The 21,983-nt window shown below is 70.9% G+C and carries 17 protein-coding genes; 4 read left to right on the top strand and 13 right to left on the bottom strand.

Features of this window, described 5'->3' with window-relative positions:
- Positions 1-430: 430 nt before the first annotated feature.
- The 10 genes from MOV08_RS09900 to MOV08_RS09855 form a co-directional block, all read right to left on the bottom strand.
- Entirely contained in the window at positions 431-2,287 is a 1,857-nt protein-coding gene (locus MOV08_RS09900) for an acyltransferase family protein (RefSeq protein WP_275307092.1), read from the bottom strand.
- Positions 2,284-3,252 (bottom strand): LCP family protein, encoded by a 969-nt coding sequence (locus MOV08_RS09895; protein ID WP_275307091.1) that lies wholly within the window; start codon positions 3,250-3,252, stop codon positions 2,284-2,286. Before MOV08_RS09895 ends, MOV08_RS09900 begins: the two co-directional genes overlap by 4 nt.
- Before the next feature lie 360 nt (positions 3,253-3,612).
- On the bottom strand, positions 3,613-4,866 hold the full coding sequence (locus tag MOV08_RS09890) for a sensor histidine kinase (protein ID WP_275307090.1): 1,254 nt from the start codon (positions 4,864-4,866) through the stop codon (positions 3,613-3,615).
- Between the two features lie 5 nt (positions 4,867-4,871).
- Complete coding sequence (gene cseB / locus MOV08_RS09885; RefSeq protein WP_275307089.1) at positions 4,872-5,573, bottom strand: two-component system response regulator CseB; 702 nt, start codon at positions 5,571-5,573, stop codon at positions 4,872-4,874.
- Positions 5,574-5,642: 69 nt separating this feature from the next.
- Positions 5,643-6,056 (bottom strand): hypothetical protein, encoded by a 414-nt coding sequence (locus MOV08_RS09880; protein ID WP_159030828.1) that lies wholly within the window; start codon positions 6,054-6,056, stop codon positions 5,643-5,645.
- A 914-nt stretch (positions 6,057-6,970) separates the two neighbouring features.
- Positions 6,971-8,419 carry an NAD(P)/FAD-dependent oxidoreductase gene (locus MOV08_RS09875; RefSeq protein ID WP_275307088.1) on the bottom strand — a complete coding sequence of 483 codons (1,449 nt, stop codon included), beginning with the start codon at positions 8,417-8,419 and terminating at the stop codon, positions 6,971-6,973.
- A 362-nt stretch (positions 8,420-8,781) separates the two neighbouring features.
- Positions 8,782-10,245 (bottom strand): amino acid permease, encoded by a 1,464-nt coding sequence (locus tag MOV08_RS09870; RefSeq protein WP_275307087.1) that lies wholly within the window; start codon positions 10,243-10,245, stop codon positions 8,782-8,784.
- A gap of 79 nt (positions 10,246-10,324) precedes the next feature.
- On the bottom strand, positions 10,325-11,842 hold the full coding sequence (locus MOV08_RS09865) for an MFS transporter (RefSeq protein ID WP_275307086.1): 1,518 nt from the start codon (positions 11,840-11,842) through the stop codon (positions 10,325-10,327).
- A gap of 56 nt (positions 11,843-11,898) precedes the next feature.
- Positions 11,899-12,495, bottom strand: coding sequence for a flavin reductase family protein (locus MOV08_RS09860; RefSeq protein WP_275307084.1), 597 nt, complete (start codon positions 12,493-12,495; stop codon positions 11,899-11,901).
- A gap of 151 nt (positions 12,496-12,646) precedes the next feature.
- On the bottom strand, positions 12,647-13,867 hold the full coding sequence (locus MOV08_RS09855) for an acyl-CoA dehydrogenase family protein (RefSeq protein ID WP_275307083.1): 1,221 nt from the start codon (positions 13,865-13,867) through the stop codon (positions 12,647-12,649).
- 351 nt (positions 13,868-14,218) lie between these two features.
- On the opposite strand from MOV08_RS09855, the gene MOV08_RS09850 reads away from it, so the two are divergent.
- Positions 14,219-15,667 carry a pyridoxal phosphate-dependent decarboxylase family protein gene (locus MOV08_RS09850; RefSeq protein ID WP_275307082.1) on the top strand — a complete coding sequence of 483 codons (1,449 nt, stop codon included), beginning with the start codon at positions 14,219-14,221 and terminating at the stop codon, positions 15,665-15,667.
- Between the two features lie 24 nt (positions 15,668-15,691).
- Here MOV08_RS09850 and MOV08_RS09845 read toward each other — a convergent pair whose 3' ends face one another.
- The gene (locus tag MOV08_RS09845; RefSeq protein ID WP_275311744.1) at positions 15,692-16,369 is read right to left on the bottom strand and encodes a LuxR C-terminal-related transcriptional regulator; all 678 of its coding nucleotides are present in this window, start codon (positions 16,367-16,369) and stop codon (positions 15,692-15,694) included.
- A 234-nt stretch (positions 16,370-16,603) separates the two neighbouring features.
- Positions 16,604-17,185 (bottom strand): TetR/AcrR family transcriptional regulator, encoded by a 582-nt coding sequence (locus tag MOV08_RS09840; RefSeq protein ID WP_275307081.1) that lies wholly within the window; start codon positions 17,183-17,185, stop codon positions 16,604-16,606.
- Between the two features lie 279 nt (positions 17,186-17,464).
- Between MOV08_RS09840 and MOV08_RS09835 the strand changes: the two genes are divergently transcribed.
- The 3 genes from MOV08_RS09835 to MOV08_RS09825 all read left to right on the top strand — a co-directional run bounded on the left by MOV08_RS09835 (position 17,465) and on the right by MOV08_RS09825 (position 20,907).
- Complete coding sequence (locus MOV08_RS09835) at positions 17,465-18,856, top strand: MFS transporter (protein ID WP_275307080.1); 1,392 nt, start codon at positions 17,465-17,467, stop codon at positions 18,854-18,856.
- A 165-nt stretch (positions 18,857-19,021) separates the two neighbouring features.
- Positions 19,022-20,041, top strand: coding sequence for a hypothetical protein (locus MOV08_RS09830; RefSeq protein WP_275307079.1), 1,020 nt, complete (start codon positions 19,022-19,024; stop codon positions 20,039-20,041).
- A gap of 134 nt (positions 20,042-20,175) precedes the next feature.
- A complete protein-coding gene (locus MOV08_RS09825) occupies positions 20,176-20,907 on the top strand; it encodes a hypothetical protein (protein ID WP_275307078.1) in 732 nt (243 codons plus the stop codon).
- Positions 20,908-21,132: 225 nt separating this feature from the next.
- Here the strand turns inward: MOV08_RS09825 and MOV08_RS09820 are convergent, their stop codons facing one another.
- Positions 21,133-21,888, bottom strand: coding sequence for a TetR/AcrR family transcriptional regulator (locus tag MOV08_RS09820; protein WP_275307076.1), 756 nt, complete (start codon positions 21,886-21,888; stop codon positions 21,133-21,135).
- Positions 21,889-21,983 lie beyond the last annotated feature (95 nt).

The raw sequence follows: 21,983 nt of genomic DNA, 5'->3' as shown, positions 1-21,983 counted from the left end.
CCGGATCGGCCCGGTCCGACCTCGTACTCAGCATGGGCACCCAGATGCCTGGGAGAACAGCATGATCCCGGCCGTCGAGAAGGCGATGCGCGAAGCTGACCTCGGCCTCAGCCCCGTTACCGAGGGCAGTGCCGTCCGTGTGCCCCGAGACGCCCCTCGATCATGCCCTGGTGCAAGGCGGTCGGCCTCGGGCGGCGGGCGGCGGCCGGTCCGCCCGGAACCGCCGCGTCGGCGTTGCGATTTCGGCGGCGGGGTGGGGATCGGCCGCGCCCTTCCGCTCCGGTGCCGGGGACCCGACGACGAGATCAATGACGTAGCGACGTGACGGCGCGGCTGCCGCGTTCCGCCCCGAGCGACGGGCACACCGGGCGGATGTGGTCCGGTGGTGGACGGCGCGGCAGGTCCGTGTGCCTCGCCCGAGGCGGTGTCCTCATCGGCTGCCGTCCAGGGTGGCCAGGGCGTGGGCCACGGTGTCGGCGTAGATCTTGCCGCCGCCGGGGCCGGGATGGATGCCGTCGTTGGCGAGGAGGTCGGTGTGGCCGGCGATGGCCTTGTCCCAGTCGGCGACGGCGACGTGGGAGGAGTTTCGCGCGGCCACCGCCTTGACGGCCTTGTTGAGCTTGTCCTGCCAGCCCTGCCTGGGGGCGTGCACGGTGATCAGGACGATGGGCTTGTCCGGGCCGATGGCGTCGACGGCGGACTGGAGGTCTTCGGCGCCGCCGACGCCGTTGGTGCCGAGGCCGATGACCACGGCGTCGCCCAGCGGGCCCTGCTGCTTGTGGGTGTTGATCTCCTTGGCGGCCAGGGAGAGTTGGCGGCCGACCTTGGCGTCGATGTCGATGCCGGGGAACTTCTGCTTCAGCGCCGGGGTCGCGGCGACCATCACCGAGTCGCCGATCGCGTTGATCTTTTCGGTGTGCGCCGCGGTCTGCGGACTGTTCTCCAAGGCGCGTTGTCCGGCCTGGATCTGGTCGGCGGCGCTGTTGCCGTCCATGGGCGCGGTGACCACGCCGCAACCGGCGACCAGGACGGCCGTTACGGCGATGCCTGCCGCGGTCCTGGCCCACAGCACCGCCCCGGCGTGACGGGTGGCGGTCCCGGTCGTCAGGGCGCGGTGCATCCGGCGGGCGGTCGTCCGGAAGCCTTGGCGCCGTATGGGCTCTTCGACGAACCGGTGGGTGAGTGCCGCGAGGGCGATGGACGCGGTGGCGGCGGCGAGGGCGTTCAGTGGCACGTCGCCGGGGGTGCGCTCGTCCGGGGTGGCCAGTGCGAGGGCGGGCAGGTGCCACAGGTAGATGCCGTAGCTGCGCTTGCCGAGCCAGCGCAGCCAGGGGGCGGCGAGTGCCCGGGCGAGCAGGCCGGTGGGCTGGACGGCGGCGAGTACGGCCAGGGCGGCGGCGCATGCGGCGAGGACGAAGCCGCCGGGGTAGAGGGCGTCGGCGTCCTGGGAGGCGGTCCAGGAGAGGATGGTCAGGGCGGACAGTCCTGCGAGGCCGGCGATGTCCGCTGTCCTTACGCTGCACGGCAGTTGGCCGGGGAGCAGTCCCGCGGCGGGCCGCAGCAGGGCCAGGGCGGAGCCGATCAGCAGGGGGAAGAGGTGGCTGTCGGTGCCGAAGTAGACGCGGGAAGCGTCCGTGCCGGGCTCGTACAACAGGGTCATCGCGGCCACCGAGGCCAGGGCCCCGGCTCCGGCCAGTGCCGCCCGTGCTCCGTTGCGGCGCACTACGCGGAGCAGCGCGAGCAGGGCCAGGGGCCACAGCAGGTAGAACTGCTCCTCCAGGCTGAGGGTCCACAGGTGTTGGAAGAGCGGCGGTGGTCCGAAGTGTGCGAAGTAGGAGGCGTCGGTGGCTGTTTGCCACCAGTTGTTGGTGAAGGTGGCGGCGGAGAGCAGGTCTCCGGCCGCGGTGGTCAGCCGGTCGGGACGCAGCACGGTGGCGGCGCAGGTTGTGGTCAGCAGGACGAGGGCGAGGGCGGGCAGCAGACGGCGGGCCCGGCGTGCCCAGAAGCCGCGGAGGTCGATGCGGCCGCCGCGGCGGTGCTCGGCCAGCAGCAGGTCGGTGATCAGGTAGCCGCTGAGGACGAAGAAGACGTCGACGCCGAGGAAACCGCCGGGCAGCCAGGCCGGGTTGACGTGGTAGAGGACCACGGCGGTCACGGCGAGGGCGCGCAGGCCGTCCAGGCCGGGCGCGTACGGGCGGCGGGGCGGCGGGGCGTCCGGGCGGGGCGGGATGAGCCGCGCGGTCTGATCGACGGGGGTGGAGTGGTGGGTGGCCATGGTGCGGCTCACTTCTCTTTCGTGCTCACGGGCGGTAGGGCGGTGTCGTCGCGTACGGCGGTGAAGAGGGCGTCGGCCTCGGGCCGTTTGACCGCGACGCGATTGGGGTCCTTGGGGTACGGGCCGACGGGCAGCGTCCGGAAGGCGATCCGGGACGGTTGCAGGTCCGCCAGGCTGCGGGCCAGGCCCAGCAGGGCCTGCGCCGAGCCCAGTGCCTTGTCGGTGGTCAGTGCGCTGGTCGCGGCGTCGGCGACCTGGTAGAGCCGTACCGGGTCGGTGAGCAGACCGGAGCCGCTCAGCTGCTGGGCGAGCGCGGCCATGAACTTCTGCTGAAGTTTGATCCGGCCCAGGTCGCTGCTGTCCCCGATGCTGTGCCGGGTGCGGACCAGGCCGAGGGCCTGCTCGCCGTCCAGCCGGTGGCGGCCCGCTTCCAGGTCGAGATGGCTGTCCCTGTCGTGGATGGCCTGGTCGGTGGTGACGGTGACGCCGCCCACCGCGTCCACCAGCTTCTTGAAGCCGGTGAAGTCGACGTCCAGGACGTGGTCTATGCGGACCCTGCCGAGTTGTTCGACGGTCTTGACGGCGCAGGCCGAACCACCAACGGAGTAGGCGGAGTTGAACATGGTCGCGGTGGCGGCGCGCGAGGCGCGGCCGTTGGGCAGGGGGCAGGCGGGGCGGGTGACCATGGTGTCGCGGGGGATGCTGACCACCGTGGCTTCGCGCCGTCCCTTGGCGAGGTGGACGAGCATCGCGGTGTCGGAGCGGGCGCCACCGGCGTCCGCGCCGTATTCCGCGTTCTGCCCGGCCCGCGAATCGGAGCCGAGCAGCAGGATGTTGAGTGAACCGTCCGGGCCGCGGGTCGGACGGTCGGACCCCAGGGCGGCGTCGACGTCGGTGGTGGCGAGGTTGGCGTCGAGCCGGGCGTACAGCAGCCAGCCGCCCAGGGCGAGGACGGTGGCGAGGGACGCGGCAGTCAAGGCCAGTCGGCGCCGCTTGAGGCCGGTCCTGGGGCCCGCGCGCCGCCGCCGTCCGCGTCCTCGTGCCGTTCGCCGCCCGGCCCTTGTGTGTGCAGCGCCCATGGTGGAGACCTCCGAGCCTGTGGTGTGCGGATTCGGTCGCGGATGCGGGTCATCCGCGACGGCCGCTGCCATCGTGGGAGGGGGAGATCTCCGCCCGGAGATGGCGGGATATCGGCCGCTGCTCGGGCGTGTATCGGGTCTGCGGGGCGAGGTATCGACTCGGTAGGGCCGTGTATCAGTGGTGTGTCGGTGGCGTATCCGTGCTGGACGCGGCACCGGTAACGGGCCGGGCGGTGCCGCTGATCGGCCGGGCGCGGGTCAGGTCGGTGGGTGTTCGGGGAGCCGTACGGTGGCGATCGCGCCCCCGTCGGCCGCGTTGGCGAAGTCCAGCCCGGCACCGATGACGTGCGCCTGACCGAGGGCGATGGTCAGCCCCAGACCGTGGCCGCGGCCGCGTTCCCGGGCGCCGGTACGGAACCGCTGCGGACCGTCCGCCAGCAGCGCGTCGGGGAAGCCAGGGCCGTGGTCGCGTACGGTGACGACCGCCCCCGACACCCTGACCTCGACCGGCGGCCGGCCGTGCCGGTGGGCGTTGGCCACCAGGTTGGCCACGATGCGGTCCAACCTTCTGGGATCGGTGTCGACCACGGCCCTGCCGGTGACCCGCACCTCGGCCTCAAGCCCCGTCCGCCGCACGCAGTCCTCGACCAGCGGGCCCAGCGGGCACGGCGCGAGATCGGCCTGCTCCGCACCCGCGTCCAGCCGAGAGATCTCCAGCAACTCCTCGATCAGTGTGCGCAGGACCCGCACCCGGTCCCGTACGTAGTCGGCGGCCTCACCCTCCGGCAGCAGCTCGGCCGAGGTGACCAGGCCCATCAGCGGGGTGCGCAGCTCGTGTGCGACGTCGGCGGTGAACTGCTGCTCGCTGCGCAGCCGTTGCTGTAGCGAGGCGGCCATCGAGTCCACCGCGGTGGAGATCTCCGCGATCTCGTCGCCCGGCCGGTCGCCCGCGCCGATGCGTGCGTCCAGGTCGCCGTCCGCGATCCGCCGCGCCGTCCCTGCGGCGTACCGCAGCCGCCGGGCCAGCCGTTCCGCGCTCAGCGCGCCCAGCGGCAGCACGGCACCGACGGCGATCAGCCCGGCCAGGCCCATGGTGGCGTCCAGCAGCTTGAGATTGCGCAGGTCGGCACGCATGTCGACGTCGACGCAGAGCATCCGGCCGCCGACCGGTCGCGCGGCCCACATCACCGGCCCGTACGGGTTCCGGCCGAACGCGGTGCCCTGATGACCTTTGCGCACCAACGCCTTCAGGTCGTCCGGCACGCCCGACGCATCGAGCCGGGCCCCCGTCCCCTGGGTGCCACCGGTCCGGGAATAGGTGGTGACCGCCAGGTCGAGCTGGCGCTGCGCGGTGTCCCGGGCCTGGCTCAGTGCCCGGGCGTAGGTGGCCTGGTGCACCAGAACGCCGATCCCGGCTGCCACGGCGCACACCGCGGCCGCCACCAGCGCGGCGACCTTCCAACGCAGCGACCGCCAGCGCCGGAGGAACCGTAGCGTCCACGTTCTGCGCATCGTCGTCAGCGCCGCATCTTGTAGCCGAACCCACGCACCGTCTCGATCCGCTCGGCACCGATCTTCGCCCGCAGCCGCTGGATATGCAGATCGACGACGCGGCTGTCACCGTCCCAGGTGTACTCCCACACCTCGCGCAGCAGCGTCCGCCGGTCCAGCACGATCCCGGGGTTCGCGGCGAGTTCGAGCAGGAGCCGCAGCTCGGTCGGGGTCAGCGAGACCGGCTTCCCGCCACGGCGCACCTCCATCGCGCCCGGGTCGATCTCCACCTCACCGAAGACCAGCGCGGCGGGTTCCGGCACGTCCTGCGGCTGGCTGTCGTCCTGCGCGGCCGGGTGCGCGGCGAAGCTCGCCCGGCGCAGCAGCGAGCGGATCCGGGCCACCAGCACCGCGCTCTCCACCGGCTTGACGACATAGTCGTCCGCACCCGCCTCCAGGCCCGACACCACATCCAGGGCATCGCCGCGCGCCGACATCATCAGGATCGGGACCAGGCTGAACTCGCGCACCCGGCGGCACAGCCCGATCCCGTCCAGCTCGGGCAGCATCACATCGAGCAGCAGCAGGTCCGGCTCCTGCTCGCGGAACCGCTCCAGGCCGGTGAGACCGTCCTCGGCGACGCACACCTCGTATCCGTAGCGCTCAAGCGCCATACGGACGGTGTTGCGGATGACCTCGTCGTCCTCGACGAGCAGGAGCTGGGTCATGGGGTCCTCACAGCAATCAGGGCAGGCATCAGGAATCAGACCAGGCATCAAAGGGAGCGGGGGCCGGAGTCATCCGACGGGTACGGGAGCCAGCACCCGGCCGTTCCAGCGGTAACGGACTGTCGCCTTCCGGCCCTCGCCGGACTCGTCCACCACCAGGTCCCGGCCGACGGTGGCAGCGGTCACCTGCGACGGCCCCGCGTAGTCCAGTACGCGCCGCACCGAGCCCCCCGAAGCCGTGTACACCCACATCCACGTACGTCCGCTGTCGTCGTCGAAGGCCAGCACCAACTCGGGCTTCCCGTCGCCGGTGAGGTCCACATAGACAGGGGCACGCAACCGGCAGCGCATACCGGGACAGTGCCCCAACGAGCCCTTCACCACCTCGGGCACACCGGGGTCCGCTCGGAGCAGCCGCTCGGGCGGGACCTTGCGCAGACCGCCCTCGGAACCGCCGGGGACGGTGACCTCCGGCACGGGCACGGCGGAAGGGACAGAGACGGGCCCGCCGCGGGACGGCGCGGGGGACCGGCCGGGCCACAGCGGAGAGGCACTCTCCGGGACGGACACCGAAGGAGCCGTGCCGGCATCCCGCGTCCCCTCAGCAGGCGCACAACCCGCCGCCAGCACCATCCCCGCGGACGCCAGCCCGGCCAGGGCCGCGGTGCAGACGGGGACGGACCACCGTCGGCCGAAGCGCAGCATGAGAAATCCAGCAATCGGGGCCTTTGCGGCCATACGGAACACGTGTGTATGAGGACAGACGGGATTATCCGCGGCCGCGTTGCCTCCCCTCCCCGTTTCTCTCCCCGCAATGCGGTCACCCACCGGCCACCACCACACGAGCTGCCCCGCCCGCCGTGCGGTTCCGGGCCGGAGAGCCTGCGCCCGCCTGCGTCCGTCAGCGGCCCGGCCGGTGACCTGCCGCGCGGTGCCTACACTCCTGCTGTGACGATCAAGCGCACCCGCGGACGTGCGCTGGTGCGGTCCGCCGTCGAGGCGGTGCCGGCCGTGGCGGCGATGCTGGCCACGGACCGGATCGTCGCCCGGTTCACCGACGTGCCGGGGAACCGGTGGCTGGCGCTGGGGCTCGGCGCCGCCGGGCTGGGTTGCCTCGCCCTGCGGCGGCGGTGGCGGTGGCCTCGGCATGCCCGCGCACAGGTCGTCTCCATCGTGGGAGTGGACTCCGGCGCCGCCCGCGCGGCGGCCGTCGGGTCGCAACCGACCGGTCTCCCACCCGGTCGGGCAGGCAGGCGCCCGTCTGCCCGACCGGAGAGGACGGATGCCGGCGGGACTCATGCTGTGATGGCGGTCGTTGTGTCGGGTAGGGCCGCGTGTGTGTCGGTGACGGGGTGGGCAAGGCGAGTCAAGCGGGAGCGGAGTCGGAGGAAAGCTGGTCAGGGACGGGCGGCCACCGTGCTGAGATAGTCGGCCACCTGCCGGATCCGGTTGGCATCGGCCTCGGACACGGCGCCGAGGATCTCAGGTGCCAGCGCAACCGGGACGCCCAGCTGCTCCACGCACTCCAGCGCCCTTTGCCGGCACGCCGCGGCGATCGGTTCCGCACCGAAGATGTACGGCAGCCTCATGCCGCGTTCGACGGCGACGAGCAGTGCCATCTGCGCGAAGCGCTCTGCGGCGTCGTCCACCGTCATCGTCTCGATGGGCTTCCGGCCGGGCGCGAAGACGGCGTACGGATCGTGCTCCGGAGCGGGGCCATCCGTGAGGAGCCCGGCCAGGTGGCGGGCGATCGCGGGGGCGCTGTGGAAGCCGTCACGGTAGGTCCCCGTTGCGAAGAACAAGCGCGGCACCGGCGCGCGGCCCAGAAGCGGGAAGGTGTCCAGCGTGACCGGCCGCAGGCCGTAGTGCCAGCGCCGCACGGCCGAGAACGCGATGTTCCGGTCGAACTGCGCGATGTAGCCGGACAGCAGCGGCTGGACGATGCCCAGCCGCGGTCCGGCAGGCGCGTCGAAGTAGACGTGGTTGGTCGCGCCCAGGTACTCGACTCCGTTGCCGAGCGGTACCGCGTGCAGCCCGCAACCGCCGACGAGGGTGGGCGTGCGCACGACATACGGCACGGCCTCGCCCCGCACGCGCTGGGTCTCCAGTGCCACACCCGTTCCGCTCAGCAGCGGCTGCACCGTACCCGGGGGCAGTTGCTCGATCAGGCGCCCACTCGCCGCGCCCGTCGCGAGGACAACGGCTCCCGCGGGGAGCGTCGCTCCCGAGGACAGCCGCACCCCGGTGACCGCGTCCTTGGCCGTCACCAGGGACACCACCTCGTCGGCGACGCGCGTGACGCCGAGCCCTGACGCAGCGGCGTCCAGGGACGCGAGCACATGTCGGGCGTCGACCGCCCCCTCGTTCTCCAAGTACAAGGCGTCCACGGGCTGGTCACCCGCCTCCGCCTCCAACACGCCGATGCCGTAGGGATCCACGTCCTGGAACGGCTCGCCGTGCTCCTCGGCGGCTGCGCGGATCGCCCGCATGCTGCCCACGCCGTCACCCGTGGAGCGCGCCCCCAGAACGACCAGCGTCCCCCGGGTGCTCCTGACCGGAACCGCCACATGCCGCGCTGCCTCCGCGAGCCGCTCCAGCCAGCCCGGCCACAGGCGAGCCGCTTCGCGCGCCAACGCGAACTTCGCTCGGGACGCCGGATGTTCACCGGTACGCCCCGTGACCTCGGCGAAGCAGTTGAGCATCGCTCCCGCCGCCACGGAAGCAGAACCAGGGCGCGCCTCCGAGCCGACCACGACAATCCGCAAGGAGCGGTCCCGCAGCGCCGTCTCCACGGCGACCGACAGGCCCAGCGCGCCGTTCCCCACGATCACCACATCGGCTGTCACGACCATCACCATCCCCGAAAGACAACAGAACAGTCCTGCCGAGTGGAAGGTCGCGAACAAGCCACGGCCGACCGTCCTGTCGTTCGCCTGCGGGTCAAGTGGGGCCGGTCGCACAGTTCCCGTGCCCCCTCCCGAGCCCGACATACGTCAGCAGATGCCACACGTTTGAGCGATGACGGCTCGAAATCCTCTGCGTATCGGAGAGAAGCGGCTGGACTGTCGGAGTAGCTCCAGCTCGGTAGCGAGCGATGTGATCCGTGGGGTAGGGGCATGGGTCCAACTCCCCCTCGGACACAGAGGCGGGGTGTGGTTGAGAACGGGCCCGCCCGCCGGCGGGCACCGCGGCTGGGGAAGCGTGGGCCTCAGCATGAAGGTTGCCTCGGGTGGGGTGTGCGGAGGTGGCGAGTGCAGCGGCGGGCCGCGTAGGCCGTCAGTACGGTTCCCAGGCTGATCAGGCTCATGAGGAGTTGGGGGCGGGTGCCTGGGAGGAGCGCCATGGAGAGCAGGATCGCCAGGAGTGCGGCGATGGTCAGCCAGGTCAGGTAGGGGTAGCCCCACATGCGGAACGTCAGGCGGTGGGGTTCTATGCGCTCGGCGCGGGCGCGGAGGCGTAGTTGGGAGACGGCGATCGTGATGTAGAGGAAGATCAGCACGGCTCCGGTGGAGTCGAGGAGGAAGCCGAACGTCCGGTCCGGCTGGAGGACTTGGGCGCCAATGGACGCGTAGCCCATGACGGTGCCCAGGAGGATGGCCCGGGTGGGGGTGCCGCGGCGGTTGGTGTGCGCGAGGCTGCGCGGTGCTTCCCCGTGTCGGCACAGGGTGGTCAGCATGCGCGACGAGGCGTAGAGGGTGGAGTTGAGCACGGAGAGCAGGGCCGCGAGGATGACCGCGGTCATGACGGTGCCGGCGAACGGGATGCCCATCCGCGTCATGGCCACGGCGTACGGGCTCTCCGGGCCCACCAGGGTGTCCCACGGCACGATCGCCACCACGAGGAAGATCGAACCCAGGAAGAACAGGAGCACGCGCCAGAACACCTGACGGGTGGCCCTGGTGACGGCGGTGCCGGGGTCGGGGCTCTCGGCCGCGGCGATGGTGACGATCTCGGTGCCGCCGAACGCGAAGATGACGACCACCGTCGCGGCGAGGGCGGCACCGGGGCCGTTGGGGAGCAGGCCCCCGTGATCCACGAAGTGGCTGAGGTGCGGGCTGCCGTCGCCGGGCCAGAAGCCGCAGACATAGGCGGCGCCCAGTGCCAGGAACCCCAGGATCGCGCCGATCTTGACGATCGCCAGCCAGAATTCGACGCTGCCGAACGAGCCGGCGGAGACGAGGTTCACCACGGCCATGGCGGTGAGCAGCAGCACGCTGACCGCCCAGTCCGGCACCGCGGGCAGCCAGTCGTGCACGATCCGGCCGCCCGCGATGGCCTCGATGGCGACGATGGCGACGAACGCGTACCAGTAGAGCCAGCCGATGGTGAACCCCGCCCAGTCGCCGAGGGCCAGGCGCGCGTAGTCGGCGAAGGAGCCGGACATCGGGCGGGTGACGACCATCTCGCCCAGCATCCGCATGACCAGGATCACCAGCAGGCCCGCGAGCGCGTAGGAGAAGACGGCGGCGGGGCCGGCACTGTGGATGGTCTGCGCGCAGCCGAGGAAGAGGCCGGTGCCCACCGCGCCGCCCAACGCCATGAGGGTGAGGTGCCGTTGCTTCAGGGCGCGTCCGGCGGGTGCCGGATGAGCGGGACGGTGGTGTCCCGGACCGTCCGGCACATGGCTGCGGTCGGGTGCGTCCGCCGGTCGTCCGGATGCGGACACGGTCATGCTGTCTCCCCCTGGGTGGATGCTCATGGGCGGGTGCTCATGGGCCGGTGCTCACGGGCGAATGCTCATGGGCGGATGCTCAACGAGCGGTCCGGACGGTTTCCGGTTGAACTGCCCCGGCGGGTGTGGCTGCCGCGGGCCCTTCGGTGGCGGGCACGCGGCGGCTGTTCCGGAAGTTGGCGCAGATCAGGATCATCAGGACCATACCTGCGGCGGCGGCGAGCACCGCGGCGCGCACCCCGTCGCTGGTGGCGGTGCGCAGCTCCGCACCGGTGAGCCCGCGGGTGCCGGCGTTGGCGAGGGCGACGAGGACGGCCAGGCCGACGGCGCTGCCGACCTGCTCACCGGTGCTGGCGATACCGGACGCGATGCCTTGGTCGCCTTCGTCCACGCCGGTCATCGCCGCCGCGTACATCGTCGTGTAGACGACGCCCTGGGCCAGGCTGAGCAGGCTCAGGCCCGGCAGGAGTGCGGTGAAGGAGGCGTCGGGGGAGAGCGACAGGGCGAAGGCGACCGTTCCGGCGACACCCAGGACGAGGCTGCCGATGAGGGTGGCGCGCATGCCGAAGCGGGTGGCCAGCCGACCGCCGACGGCCGTACCGACGAGGACCCCCGCGCAGGGGACGACGAAGGCGATACCGGTCTGCATGGCGCTGAAGCCGTGCACGTTCTGGAAGTAGAGGGTGAGGAAGTACGCCAGCACCCCGAAGGTGGCCATGAAGGTGAAGGTGACGGCGGTGCCGGTGCTGAGGTTGCGGTTGCGGAACAGGTGCAGGGGCATGAGCGGGTTCCGGCCCCGCCGCTCGATCACCAGGAAGGCCAGCAGGAGCACGATCGCCGCGGCTCCGCTGATCAGGACGGCGGGGGCGGTCCAGCCGGACTCGGGGCCCTGGACGAGTGCCAGTACGAGGAGGGTGGCCCCCGCAGTACCGGTCAGGGTGCCGTACAGGTCGAACTCGGCGAACACCCGGCCGCGTCGGAGGGTTCCGTCGGCCGGGATCAGCGGGGCGGCCAGCGCGATGCCGAGGCCGGCGAGCGGGACGTTGACGAGGAAGACGGCCTCCCAGCCGAAGGTCTCGGTGAGGACCCCGCCCAGCAGCGAGCCGAGCACCATCCCGCACCCGGCCGCCCCGCCCCAGACGGACAGCGCCCGGTTGCGTTCCCGGCCTTCGGCGAAGAGGGAGGTGACCAGGGAGAGGGTGGCCGGGGTGAGGAAGGCGCCGCCGATGCCCTGCCCGGCCCGGGCGGCCACGAGCAGCCCGGGCGTGGTCGCGAGCGCGCCGGCGAGGGAGGAGACGGCGTACAGCACGAGGCCGAGGGTGAACATCCGGCGCCTGCCGAAGAGATCGCAGGCCCTCCCGCCGAGCAGCAGGAAGCCACCGAAGGCCACCGTGTAACCGCTGACCACCCACTGCAAGTTCTGCGCCGTGAAGTCGACGTCGGTGGCGATCCCGGGGAGCGCCACGAACACGATGTTGTAGTCGAGGCCGATGATCAGGTGGGCGAATGCCAGGAGGGCGAGGGTCAGTCGGGTTCGGCGGACGCGCGGTGCCGCCGGTGGGGCGTCGGCGCGGGCTTCGTGGGGTGCACAGGGCATGGGGGCGTTCCTTGCGGGAGGGCCGGGGGCTGAGGAGACGACGGCGGCCGGGCGGGTCAGGCCGCGGCGGCGGGCCAGGAGGCGAAGGTGCGCATCCCGTAGAGCAGCGGGTCGGCGTCCTCGGGGCGGTCCTGTTCGACGCGGAAGATCTCGCCGAAGATCACCTCGTGGTCGCCGACGCGCAGGGTGCGGGAGACCCGGCAGTCCGCGATGGCGTGCGCGTCGCGCACCAGGTGCGGGCCGCCGAACTCCGCGGAGTTGGCCCACTCCACGGCGTCGAAGCGGCGCGGGTCCCCGGAGGCGAAGAGCGTGGCGGCCGAACGGGCCCCGGCGTGCAGCAGGTTGACCGCGAAGGTGCGCCGCTCCAGGACACTCTCCAGGGTCCTGCTGTTGCGGTTCAGGCAGACCAGCAGGGTCGGCGGATCGAGGGAGACGCTGCTGACCGAGGAGACGGTCAGACCGCGGGGCGGGTCCTCGGGACCGCCGGTGGTGACGACGGCGACGCCGGTCGGGAACGTCGACATCAGGGCGCGGAACTGGGCCGGCGCGATGGTCGCAGGGGTGGCTTCGTGGTTCGCGCGCAGGGTGGGGGCGGTGGGAGCAGTGGGGGCAGTGGGGGTGCTGGCGGAGGTGAGTGTGGTGGTGTCCGTCATGACGGGGTTCGCATCTCCTCGTGGATGTCGTGGGTGTCGTGAACGCTGTGGGTGCTGTGGGTGCTGTGGGTGCCGTGGAACCGGTGGGTGCTGTGGGTCCGGTGGGTCCGGCGGGGTGGTGTGGGCGTCGGGCGAGCGGTGCCCGCGCCGGTCACCACAGCAGGGTCTTCTGCGGGATCTGGCCGCCCAGCAGCAGCTCTCCGGCCGCCTTGAGGTTCTGCACCCCGGCGTCCACGTGCTGGCTCATGGTGCTGACGTCCCGCAGCCAGCGGTCCATCGGCGACCGCTTGCGGTAGATGGCCGAACCGCCCACGAGGGTGTAGAGCCGGTTGACGATCGACCGGGCGACCTCGAACGCCTTGTAACGGGCCAGCGCGGTGGCCACCCGCTCGTCCGGCGTCGGCTGCTGGCCGCGCTCCAGCCGGGCCCACTGCTCCGCAAGGCTCGTGTACACCGCGTAGCGGGCCGCGGCGAGGTCCATCTCCGCGTCGGCGATCGCGGTGGTGAAGCGGTAGTGCGCGGACCACGGGGTGCCGGTGGACTTGTCGGTGCGCGTGGCGGCGAGCTCACGGACGTGGTCGAGGGCGGCCCGGGCGACGCCGAGCGGAACCCCCGGCATGGTGCGGAGGATGGCGTCCGGTGCCGCGTGCAGGGTGCCGGTGCGCTGCGGCTCCAGCAGACTGAAGGTGTGCTCCTCCGGTACGAAGAGGTCTTCGGTGGAGTAGTCACAACTGCCGCTGCCGGCCAGGCCGGTGGTGTACCAGCTGTCGTGGACGCTGAAGTCCTCCCGGCGGGCGATCACGATCCGCCAGTGGACTCCGTCGCCGTCGGGGGCCGACTCCGGCGCCCCGTCGCGATGCACCACGCAGCCGGCGAGCAGCAGGTCGCTGTGCGTTATACCGCTGCCGAAGTGCCACTTGCCGCTGACCCGGAAGCCGCCGGGGACCCGGACGGCCCGCCCGGTGGGGTTCACGAAGCCCGCCGTGATGGTGTCCAGGCGGGGGAAGAGGGCGCGGGCCACCGTGTCGTCGAGGTAGCCGGAGAAGATCCCGGAGTCGGAGCCGATCATCGCGCACCAGGCGGCCGAGGCGTCTCCGGTGGCGATGGCCTCGATGACCTCGGTCTGCTGAACGGACGTCATCTCCGGACCGCCCCAGGATCCGGGCGCCGCCATCCGGAACACGCCGGTGTCGCGCAGGATTTCCACCACGTCTCGCGGCAACTGCCGATTCTGCTCGATCTCTTCGGCGCGTTCCCGCAGCACGGGTGCGGCCTTGCGGGCGCGCTCCAGAATCTCCTGCGCATCGAGCCGGTCCGCATCGGAGATGGCCTGGGACGGGCCGGCGGCAGGCATGCCGGTGACAGTGCTCATGAATTCACTCCGGTATCAGTGAAGGGAAGGGAAGGTAAGGGAATGGGCCGTGCGCGAGGGAATTGGGATGCGTTCGCTGAAAGCGCGGAACGTAAAGAGCATCGGCCCGATCGACAACCGAAGGCTATTTCCGTGCGGTGGTACGCCGCATCCCTCCCCGGCCAGCAATCTCGGATACTCCCCGGGGATACACTTTCGCCCCTCGTGTCACCCCGGGGAGACAGTCGCGCAAGCGCTGCCGAGGTTCCTGTACACCCAAAGTTGACACTGCCGGTCGTACCCTTATGAGCTGCTGCTTTGTGGGGTTTCTCGGGGGCGGTCGGGCGCATTCGCGTCGCTACGATGCGAGGCATGCGTGAATACCCGTTGGAACCCAGTGGCCCCGAGATGCGCGCCATGAGCGAGGCGGCGATGCTCGTCGTCGAGCAGTTCGTCAACGACCTCCCCGAGGCGCCCGCGAAAGACCTCGACGGGGCTTTGGAGTTGGCCGAAGCGCTCCGCGAGGAGGCACCGGAAATCGGCACCTCCTTCGAAAGTCTGCTCAACACCGTCGCGGTCAGCTCGCAGAAGGCGGTCAACAACTCGGGCCCCGGTTTCATGGCCTACATTCCGGGTGGCGGCCTCTATGTATCTGCTCTCGCCGACTTCCTCGCGGCAGGCTTCAACCGATACGTCAGCCTGGCCGCGAAAGCCCCCGCGCTGGCTCAGATCGAGGCGACCGTGGTCCGCTGGCTGTGCGACCTTTTCGACTATCCGCCAGAGGCCCGGGGAGTGCTCACCTCCGGCGGATCGATGGCGAACTTCTCCGCGGTCATAACCGCCCGGAAAGCCAAGTTGGGTGAGAACTTCTCGACCGGCGTGCTCTACACCTCCGAGCAGTCGCACGCCTCCTGCGCCAAGGCCGCCTACCTCGCCGGCTTTCCCCGGGAGCGCATCCGCATGGTGCCGACGGACGAACGCCTGCGCATGGACGCGGACGCGCTGACCGCCATGATCGAGGCGGACCGGGCGGCGGGACTGCGGCCCTTCATGGTCACCGCCTCGGCCGGCACCACCAACACCGGCTCCGTCGACCCCATGGCGCGCGTCGGCGAGGTGGCCCGGGCCCACGACATGTGGTTCCACGTGGACGCGGCCTACGGGGGCCCGTTCCGGATGACCGAGTACGGCCGTCGGCTGTTCCAGGGCATCGAGTCGGCCGACTCGATCACGCTCGACCCGCACAAGGCGTTCTTCATCCCGTACGGCACCGGTGCGCTGATCGTGCGCGAGGGATTCCGGCTGCGTGCGGCCCACCACGTGGAGGCCGACTACCTCCAGGACACCGACGGCCTGGACGAACAGATCCCCAGCGCATCGGAGTACGGCATGGAGCTGTCCCGTGACTTCCGCGGCCTGCGCCTCTGGCTTCCGGTGAAGTATCACGGACTGGCCGCGTTCCGCGCCGCGTTGGAGGAGAAGCTGGAGCTGACCCGCTACCTCTACGACGAGCTGCGCACGACCCCGGGCTTCGAGGTCCCCCTGGACCCGGACCTCACCGCCGTGCCCTTCCGCTATCTGCCCGAGCGCGGCGACCCGGACGCGTTCAACCGCCGGCTGCTGGAAAGGATCAACGACTCCAAGCGCGTCTTCCTCTCCAGCACCCTGCTGGACGGCCAATTCATCATCCGGGCCTGCATCGTCTCGCACCGGACACACCGCGACCGCGTCGAGGAGGCGGTGCGCATCATCCGCTGCGCGGTGCAGGACCTGCTCGCCCTGGACGCCGCAGCGCCGTGGGAACAACCGGTGGCGCGGTGAGGCCGGTGGCCCCCTGGCGGACGTTCAGGGGGCCACCGGCACACAGGCATGTGCGGCGAGCCCGCTCTCGACCGCCACCAGCGCCAGCTGCACCCGGTCACGGGCGCCGAGCTTGGCCATGATGCGGCTGACATAGGTCTTGGCGGTCAGCGGGCTGAGACTCAGCCGCTGTGCGATCTCGGAGTTGGTGAGCCCCTCGCCGATGAGGGCGAGCACCTCGCGCTCCCGGTCGCTCAGCTCCGCGAGCGCCGGCCGGTTGACGGCGGAGCCGTCGTACAGGCGGGGAACGTACCGCTCGATGACCTTCTGGGTGTGCCACGGATTGAGGAACGAGGCGCCCGCGGCGGTCGCGCGAATGCCCTCCAGAAGCTGTGCGGGCTGGGTGTCGACGGGCAGGAAGCCGGCCGCCCCCATGGCCAGCGACTTGAAGAGGTGTTCTTCGTCGTCGTGAATGGTCAGCATCAGCACCCGGACGTTCCGCAGCGCCGGATCGCCGGTGATCTGCCGGGTCGCCTCCAGGCCGTCGGGCTCGCGCAGATGCGTGTCCATGAGCACGACATCGGGCGCGGTGCTGCGCGCCAGGGCCACGACGGACTCCCCGTCGGCGGCGTCGCCGACCACCTCCATGTCGGGCGCGGAGGAGACGAGCAGACAGAAGCCGGCGCGGGCGGCCGCGTGCGCGTCGGCGACGAGGACGCGGATCCTGCTGGGCTCGCGGGGCCTTCTCGGCCCGTGGCTCGCTCTCGGTTCCCTCTGGCCGGACAAGGTCGTCCCCCCTGCGTACGACTGCATCCATCTGACCCAGGGGTGTCCGTCCCGGGCTGTTCTACGGTCAACCTTACCCTCAGGGTTCCGCGGATTACGAGCCTAATCGGGCTAAAATGTTGCGATTCGTTGACGATCACGCTTCAACACCTTGCGAACCACGGAATTCCCTCACTGTCCAGTGGGGAGAAGTTCACGCAGCATGGCCTCGAAGTCCGCCACCGTCGTGGGCTCGTCGCCGAGCAGTGCCTTCAGTAGCAGGCCGTCGTAGGCATGGGTGAAGAGGGTGATCCGGAGCCGGTCGTCGGTGAAGAGCCGGGCGAAGTCGGCGAGCGTGGCCGTCCAGCGGCTGGTGGTGTCGCGGAGTTCCGGGCGCCGGGCCGCGCGCAGGCAGAGCTCGAACTCGGCCAGGAGGTGCGACCGGTCGGCGAGCTGGTCGGCCATGAACAGTGCCAGGCCCCGGATCCTGTCGGTGCCGTCGGCCGCCGGGGGTGCCTCGATCAGTTCCCGGACGCGCGCGGAGTCGGCCTCCATGCAGCTGGTGAGGGCCGCGGTCAGGAGTGCGTCGATGCTGTCGAAGTAGTAGGTGGTCGCCGTGGTGGGCAGGCCGGCTTCCTGGGCGACCGTTCGATGGGTGGCGCCGGCGGCGCCGTCCCGGGCGACCACCCGCACCGCGGCCTCCAGCAGGGCCCGCCGTCGGCGAGCGCCCTTGGCCTTGCGTCCGTCGGTGATGGGCTCGTCGGGGATCGACATGTCGGGTAACTCTCCTGCCTGGGGGTGGGCGCCAGCACCATAACCCGGCCCGCCGGCACACCGCGGGCGCAGCGGTCCCGAACCGCTGCCGACGCCAACTGTGAGGCGAAACAAGCACTTCACGGACCGGCCCGGTTTCCCTGCTCCAGAAACTGGGACTATAGTCCCAGTTGTTGTTCCGTCGTCTGCTCGGTGCCCTCATGCGTGGCGCGCGGCGGCAGGAACGTCCCTGCCTGTTGCCACCGCCCGCACGGGATCACCCCAACCTCTGGACGAAACATGGCAAATCCCTACAGCGAAATCTTCTCCGCTCCCGGCGCGAAGGCGTTCAGCGCCGCCGGCCTCCTCGCCCGACTTCCCTTGCCCATGACCCACATGGGCATCCTGACGATGCTCTCCGAGACGACCGGCCAGTACGCCCTGGCCGGTCTGGTGGCGGGCACCTTCACGTTCTCCATGGCCTTCCTCGGGCCACAGGTCTCCCGGATCGTGGACCGGCGCGGGCAGGGCCGCGTACTGCCGGTCGCCACCGGAATCAGCGTGATCGCGCTGGGCGCCCTACTGCTCTGTGCCACCACCGGCGCCCCCACCTGGACCCTCTTCGTCTTCGCCCTGCTGTCGGGCCTGATGCCCAGCATGGGCGCGATGGTGCGCGCGCGGTGGACGGAGATCTACCGCGGCCGCCCGCAGCTGAACACGGCCTACTCCATGGAGTCGGTGGTCGACGAACTGACCTACGTCATCAGCCCGGCGCTGGCGGTGACGCTGTCCACGGCGCTGTTCCCCCAGGCCGCGCCGCTCGCCGCGGCCGTCCTGCTCGCCGTCGGCGTCGCACTGTTCGTGCCGCAGAAGCGCACCGAACCGCCCGTCAAGCCGCGCACGGAGACCTCCAGCGGCGCACCGGTGGTCTTCTCCGCCCCCGTACTCATGCTCGCTCTCACCCTCCTCTTCGGGGGCGCCATCGCCGGCATGGTCGACACCATGGGCCTGGCCTTCGCCGAACAGCAGGGCAACAAGGCGCTCTCCGGCCTCGTCTTCGCGGTCTACGCCCTCGGCTCCGGAATCTCCGGCCTCGCCTTCGGCGCCCTGAAGCTCCGCATCCCGCTCCCGCGGCTGCTGGTCATAGGCGTGACCGGAACCGCCCTGACCACCCTGCCCTTCCTCCTGGTCGACAACATCGCGGGAATGGCCGCCGTGGTCTTCGTCGCCGGAGTCTTCTTCGCCCCGACGATGGTGGTCATCATGGGCATCGTCGAGCGAACCACCCCTGAGCACCAGCTCACCGAGGCCATGACGTGGATGATCGCCGGCCTGCAGAGCGGCGTCGCGCTCGGCGCGGCGGTCTCGGGAGTCGTCGTCGACGCCTACGGCACCCGCTGGGGCTTCGCCGTCGCTATCGGCGCCGGTGCCGTCGCCCTCCTCCTCGCCCTCACCAGCGCCCCCATGCTGCAACGCCACCTTGCGCAACGGGAGGGTCTCCCCGCCAGTCCCACCGATCCAGCCAATCCAGCCGATCCCACCAACGAACACAACGAACACAACGCACGCGACGCACGCGACGCACGCGACGAACACGACGAACACGACGAACACGACGCACACGGCGAACACAACGACCGTGGCAATTGCGGCACTGAGCCCCATCGCTCCCAGGTTCCTTCGGGCAACTGACAACGCCCGGGGCGCGTACGGCGCCAAGGTGCCCGACCGGCGCGGCCGGTCGACCGAACAGGCGCGCCGGCGCTCTGCGGCGACCACGACGTGGTGCGCGTTCACGACCCATTACGCTGACGAACTCGCTGCCGCGGCGGCGCGGAACCACGGGAGGACTGCCGCATGAGCGTGCGCTTCGACGCCAACCGGGAGCGGGCCACCGTCCGCTGCGACCAGTGCCCGGGCCAGCCGATCCTGCCCACCCACCGGGAGGAGACCGACCCGCGCCGGTGCGTGCGCTGCCAGGGCGAGCACCGCTGGCTGCCGCAACCCCACCCCGAGGACCATCTGTGCCAGGTGTGCCGGCGCGAATGCCCCACCTGCCAGGCCCCTACCCGCGACGGGCAACGCTGCCGGACCTGCCGAGGGATGTGCCGGACCTGCTCCACGCCGCTGCCGGACCGCGGTTCCCCGGCCGACCAGGTCGTCCACGTCGCCCCGCAGCGCCGCAAGGACCACCGTCACCGGTGGCCGCTCACCTTCTTCCCGCGGACGTGGGACTGGGACCAGTGCGACGCCTGCCAGGACGCGGGCACGGCGGGTGATCCGGTGCGCGCGGTCCTGGCGGCGCTGCCCGACAAGGTGCTCCGCGCCTGCGGCGGCGCCATCCCGCCCACCGTCATGGACACCATCCACACCGAGCTGCAAACCCGCACCCCGCGGCAGTTGGCGGCACGGGTGGAGCGGCGCTGGTGGGGGAGTTGGGCCGGACGCCCCCTCCGACGTGAGGCCGAGGCGAACCAGGAGGGATACCGGCCCGACGACGTCGCCGTGTGGCTACTGGCCCCCACTGCGTGCGCAGGCCGGTGCGAGGACGGCTGGCACCTGGCCGACCAGCCAGGCCGCGACGACGCACCGTGCACCGTCTGCCGAGGCGGACGACTCCTTGCGTCACGGCGCGAGCGGGACGACGCCGAGGAGTTGGAGCCGGGCTCGGCCGCGAACCGCACCACCGCCGAGGCCGTCGCCTACCGGCCACCGATGCGCGAGTGCACCGGCCAGGACGGTGCCTGCGGCGTACCCGTCACCGCCCCCCACACCCGCTGCCCAGCCTGCGCGGACTGGCCCTGGTGCGCCTGCCACCGACGCCGCTACGACCCCCACAAGTCCACTGCCTGTAGGGCCTGTTCGACGCGGCAGTGAATCCACAGCAGTGGGCTGCGGTCCACGCCACGAGAAGTGGTCGCCGGCGGGATGCTGGAAGCGGGAGTGCGAAGGAAGCCGCTTGTGCGGCCTGTCTCTTGAGACGATGACGGGCCAACCAGAGGGGGCACCAGATGACCAAGCAGATCGATGGTTCCGGCGCATCCGTCGCTGAACAACTCCGTCGTCAGCGAGACGAGGCATCCACCCTGGTGCCCACCCCTTGGCCGGACTTGACGCAGCTCGCCGAGCTCAACTTCCGGCACAAGGTCGGCATCATCGCGCAGCGGGGAACGCGTGAGGCGAAGGTCGGCCGCGACGTTGCGGTCCATGCCGCCCATACCGGCCTCCCCGTTGTCCTCTTCACGGGATACCCGCCCTCGACGCAGCCCAAGACGCTCGTCGTCAAGGAGATCCCCGACCCGACCGACTCCCACGTGAACGCGGCGGCAAAGATCCACATCGAGGGCCGGACGCCACGCCTCATCGTCATCGAACGATACGAACGCCTGACCCGGGAGCCGCACGAGCCGTCCAGCGACCCCATGCACGACCTCATCGACGATGTCTCCGAAGAGGAGTCGTGGGGAGACCGTCTGATGTGGACCGTCCGCAACATCCGCGTCAACATCCCTGTGCTCCTCACCACGGTCGTCGACGAGGTACCGGACCTCGCCCGGCCACTGGGCCGGTGGCTTCACATCGACCACCCGGCCAACGTCATGACCGACGTGTGCAAGCCGACGATCGTGCTGGCACGCTCCGGTTCGAAATCGGTGGAAGCACGCCTTGAGGTCGACCCGCACGAATACCGCTCCGGAGAACGCTCGACACTCGCGTGGAAGCCACTGCCTCGCTCATCCTGACCGGTCCGCCTTGGGCGGGAACCCCGCGACGTGGGCCGGCACCGCGGCGCCGTACGGGTGGGGCGCGTACCCGTCCCGGAGGACCAGCGCGCAGTCAGACGTGGTGATCCGCAACCGCGAGCCGTCGGTCAAGAACGCGCGGCCGATGCCGTGGACGACTCCGAGCTCGACGTTCGACTTCGCCCGGCTACGCGACCAGGAACCGGCCGCCTCGGGCTGCGGCGTTCATCCGGTGGTGCCGGATGTCGGTGTCGGCCGGGGCTGGAGCTGGGTGAGGTTGTCCATCATCAGTCCGAGGGTGAAGTCGAACCGGTCGTGTCCGGTGCCGGAGGTCAGCTCAGCGGCATGGCGTCGGGTCTGCGGAAACGTGTCGGCCGGCAGCGCGGTGAACCGGCGGATCAACTCCTCGCGGCCAAGGACCCACTCCTGGTCGGGGTGTTTGCGCCGCTGCTGGACCAGCGACTGCTCCAAGGCGTAGGCGCTGACGTAGAGGGACAGAGCATCGAGCGCCCAGGCGGCGCTCCGCGGTTCGATTCCGCCGGCGAGCAGGATCGCCAAGAGCCCTTCCCTGACCCGCAACGTGGAGAGGTTGGTCGGGACCACGCCGAGCGCGGCACGGGAGACTCCGGGGTATTTCAGGTACTGGTCGCGGAGCTGCGCGTACACGTCGAGGATCTGCCTGCGCCACGTGGCAGGGTCCGGTTCGGGCAGCACGACCTCGGAGCAGAGCCGGCCGACGAGAAGATCGTCGATGTCCTCTTTGCTCACGATGTGCGCGTACAGCGACGACGGCCCGGTGGAGAGTACCGCGGCGACTCGACGGATGGTCAGTGCGTCGTAGCCCTCGGTGGCCACGACCTGTAGGGCGGCGTCGGTGATCCGGTCGATCGTGATGGGCTTTTTGCGCGGGGACGCAGCTGAGGGCTCCCCAGCGGGCTGGGCGTGACGAGCTGCTCGGCGTTGCCGGGGATCGGAGGGCATGCCGATCACTATAGCTTGACACGATCTAAGTTCGCCTCGTAGAACTTAGATCGTAGACGAAGAACTAAGTTCGTCTCTGCGTGGTTGGCGTACCC

It is taken from the genome of Streptomyces yunnanensis (assembly GCF_029011865.1).
In the GTDB taxonomy this organism is placed as follows: Bacteria; Actinomycetota; Actinomycetes; order Streptomycetales; family Streptomycetaceae; genus Streptomyces; species Streptomyces yunnanensis.
The sequence above is the reverse complement of the archived record's forward strand: the minus strand, read 5'-3'. Positions and strand labels throughout refer to the sequence as shown.

Excerpts from the sequence above, each read along its gene's own strand:
- MOV08_RS09870 (WP_275307087.1), bottom strand. The coding sequence starts at position 10,245 with ATGACCGTGTCCGCATCCGGACGACCGGCGGACGCACCCGACCGCAGC.
- MOV08_RS09825 (WP_275307078.1), top strand. The coding sequence starts at position 20,176 with ATGACCAAGCAGATCGATGGTTCCGGCGCATCCGTCGCTGAACAACTC.
- MOV08_RS09860 (WP_275307084.1), bottom strand. The coding sequence starts at position 12,495 with ATGACGGACACCACCACACTCACCTCCGCCAGCACCCCCACTGCCCCC.
- MOV08_RS09890 (WP_275307090.1), bottom strand. The coding sequence starts at position 4,866 with ATGCGCAGAACGTGGACGCTACGGTTCCTCCGGCGCTGGCGGTCGCTG.
- MOV08_RS09865 (WP_275307086.1), bottom strand. The coding sequence starts at position 11,842 with ATGCCCTGTGCACCCCACGAAGCCCGCGCCGACGCCCCACCGGCGGCA.
- MOV08_RS09840 (WP_275307081.1), bottom strand. The coding sequence starts at position 17,185 with ATGTCGATCCCCGACGAGCCCATCACCGACGGACGCAAGGCCAAGGGC.
- MOV08_RS09850 (WP_275307082.1), top strand. The coding sequence starts at position 14,219 with ATGCGTGAATACCCGTTGGAACCCAGTGGCCCCGAGATGCGCGCCATG.
- cseB (WP_275307089.1), bottom strand. The coding sequence starts at position 5,573 with ATGACCCAGCTCCTGCTCGTCGAGGACGACGAGGTCATCCGCAACACC.
- MOV08_RS09830 (WP_275307079.1), top strand. The coding sequence starts at position 19,022 with ATGAGCGTGCGCTTCGACGCCAACCGGGAGCGGGCCACCGTCCGCTGC.
- MOV08_RS09820 (WP_275307076.1), bottom strand. The coding sequence starts at position 21,888 with ATGCCCTCCGATCCCCGGCAACGCCGAGCAGCTCGTCACGCCCAGCCC.
- MOV08_RS09855 (WP_275307083.1), bottom strand. The coding sequence starts at position 13,867 with ATGAGCACTGTCACCGGCATGCCTGCCGCCGGCCCGTCCCAGGCCATC.
- MOV08_RS09835 (WP_275307080.1), top strand. The coding sequence starts at position 17,465 with ATGGCAAATCCCTACAGCGAAATCTTCTCCGCTCCCGGCGCGAAGGCG.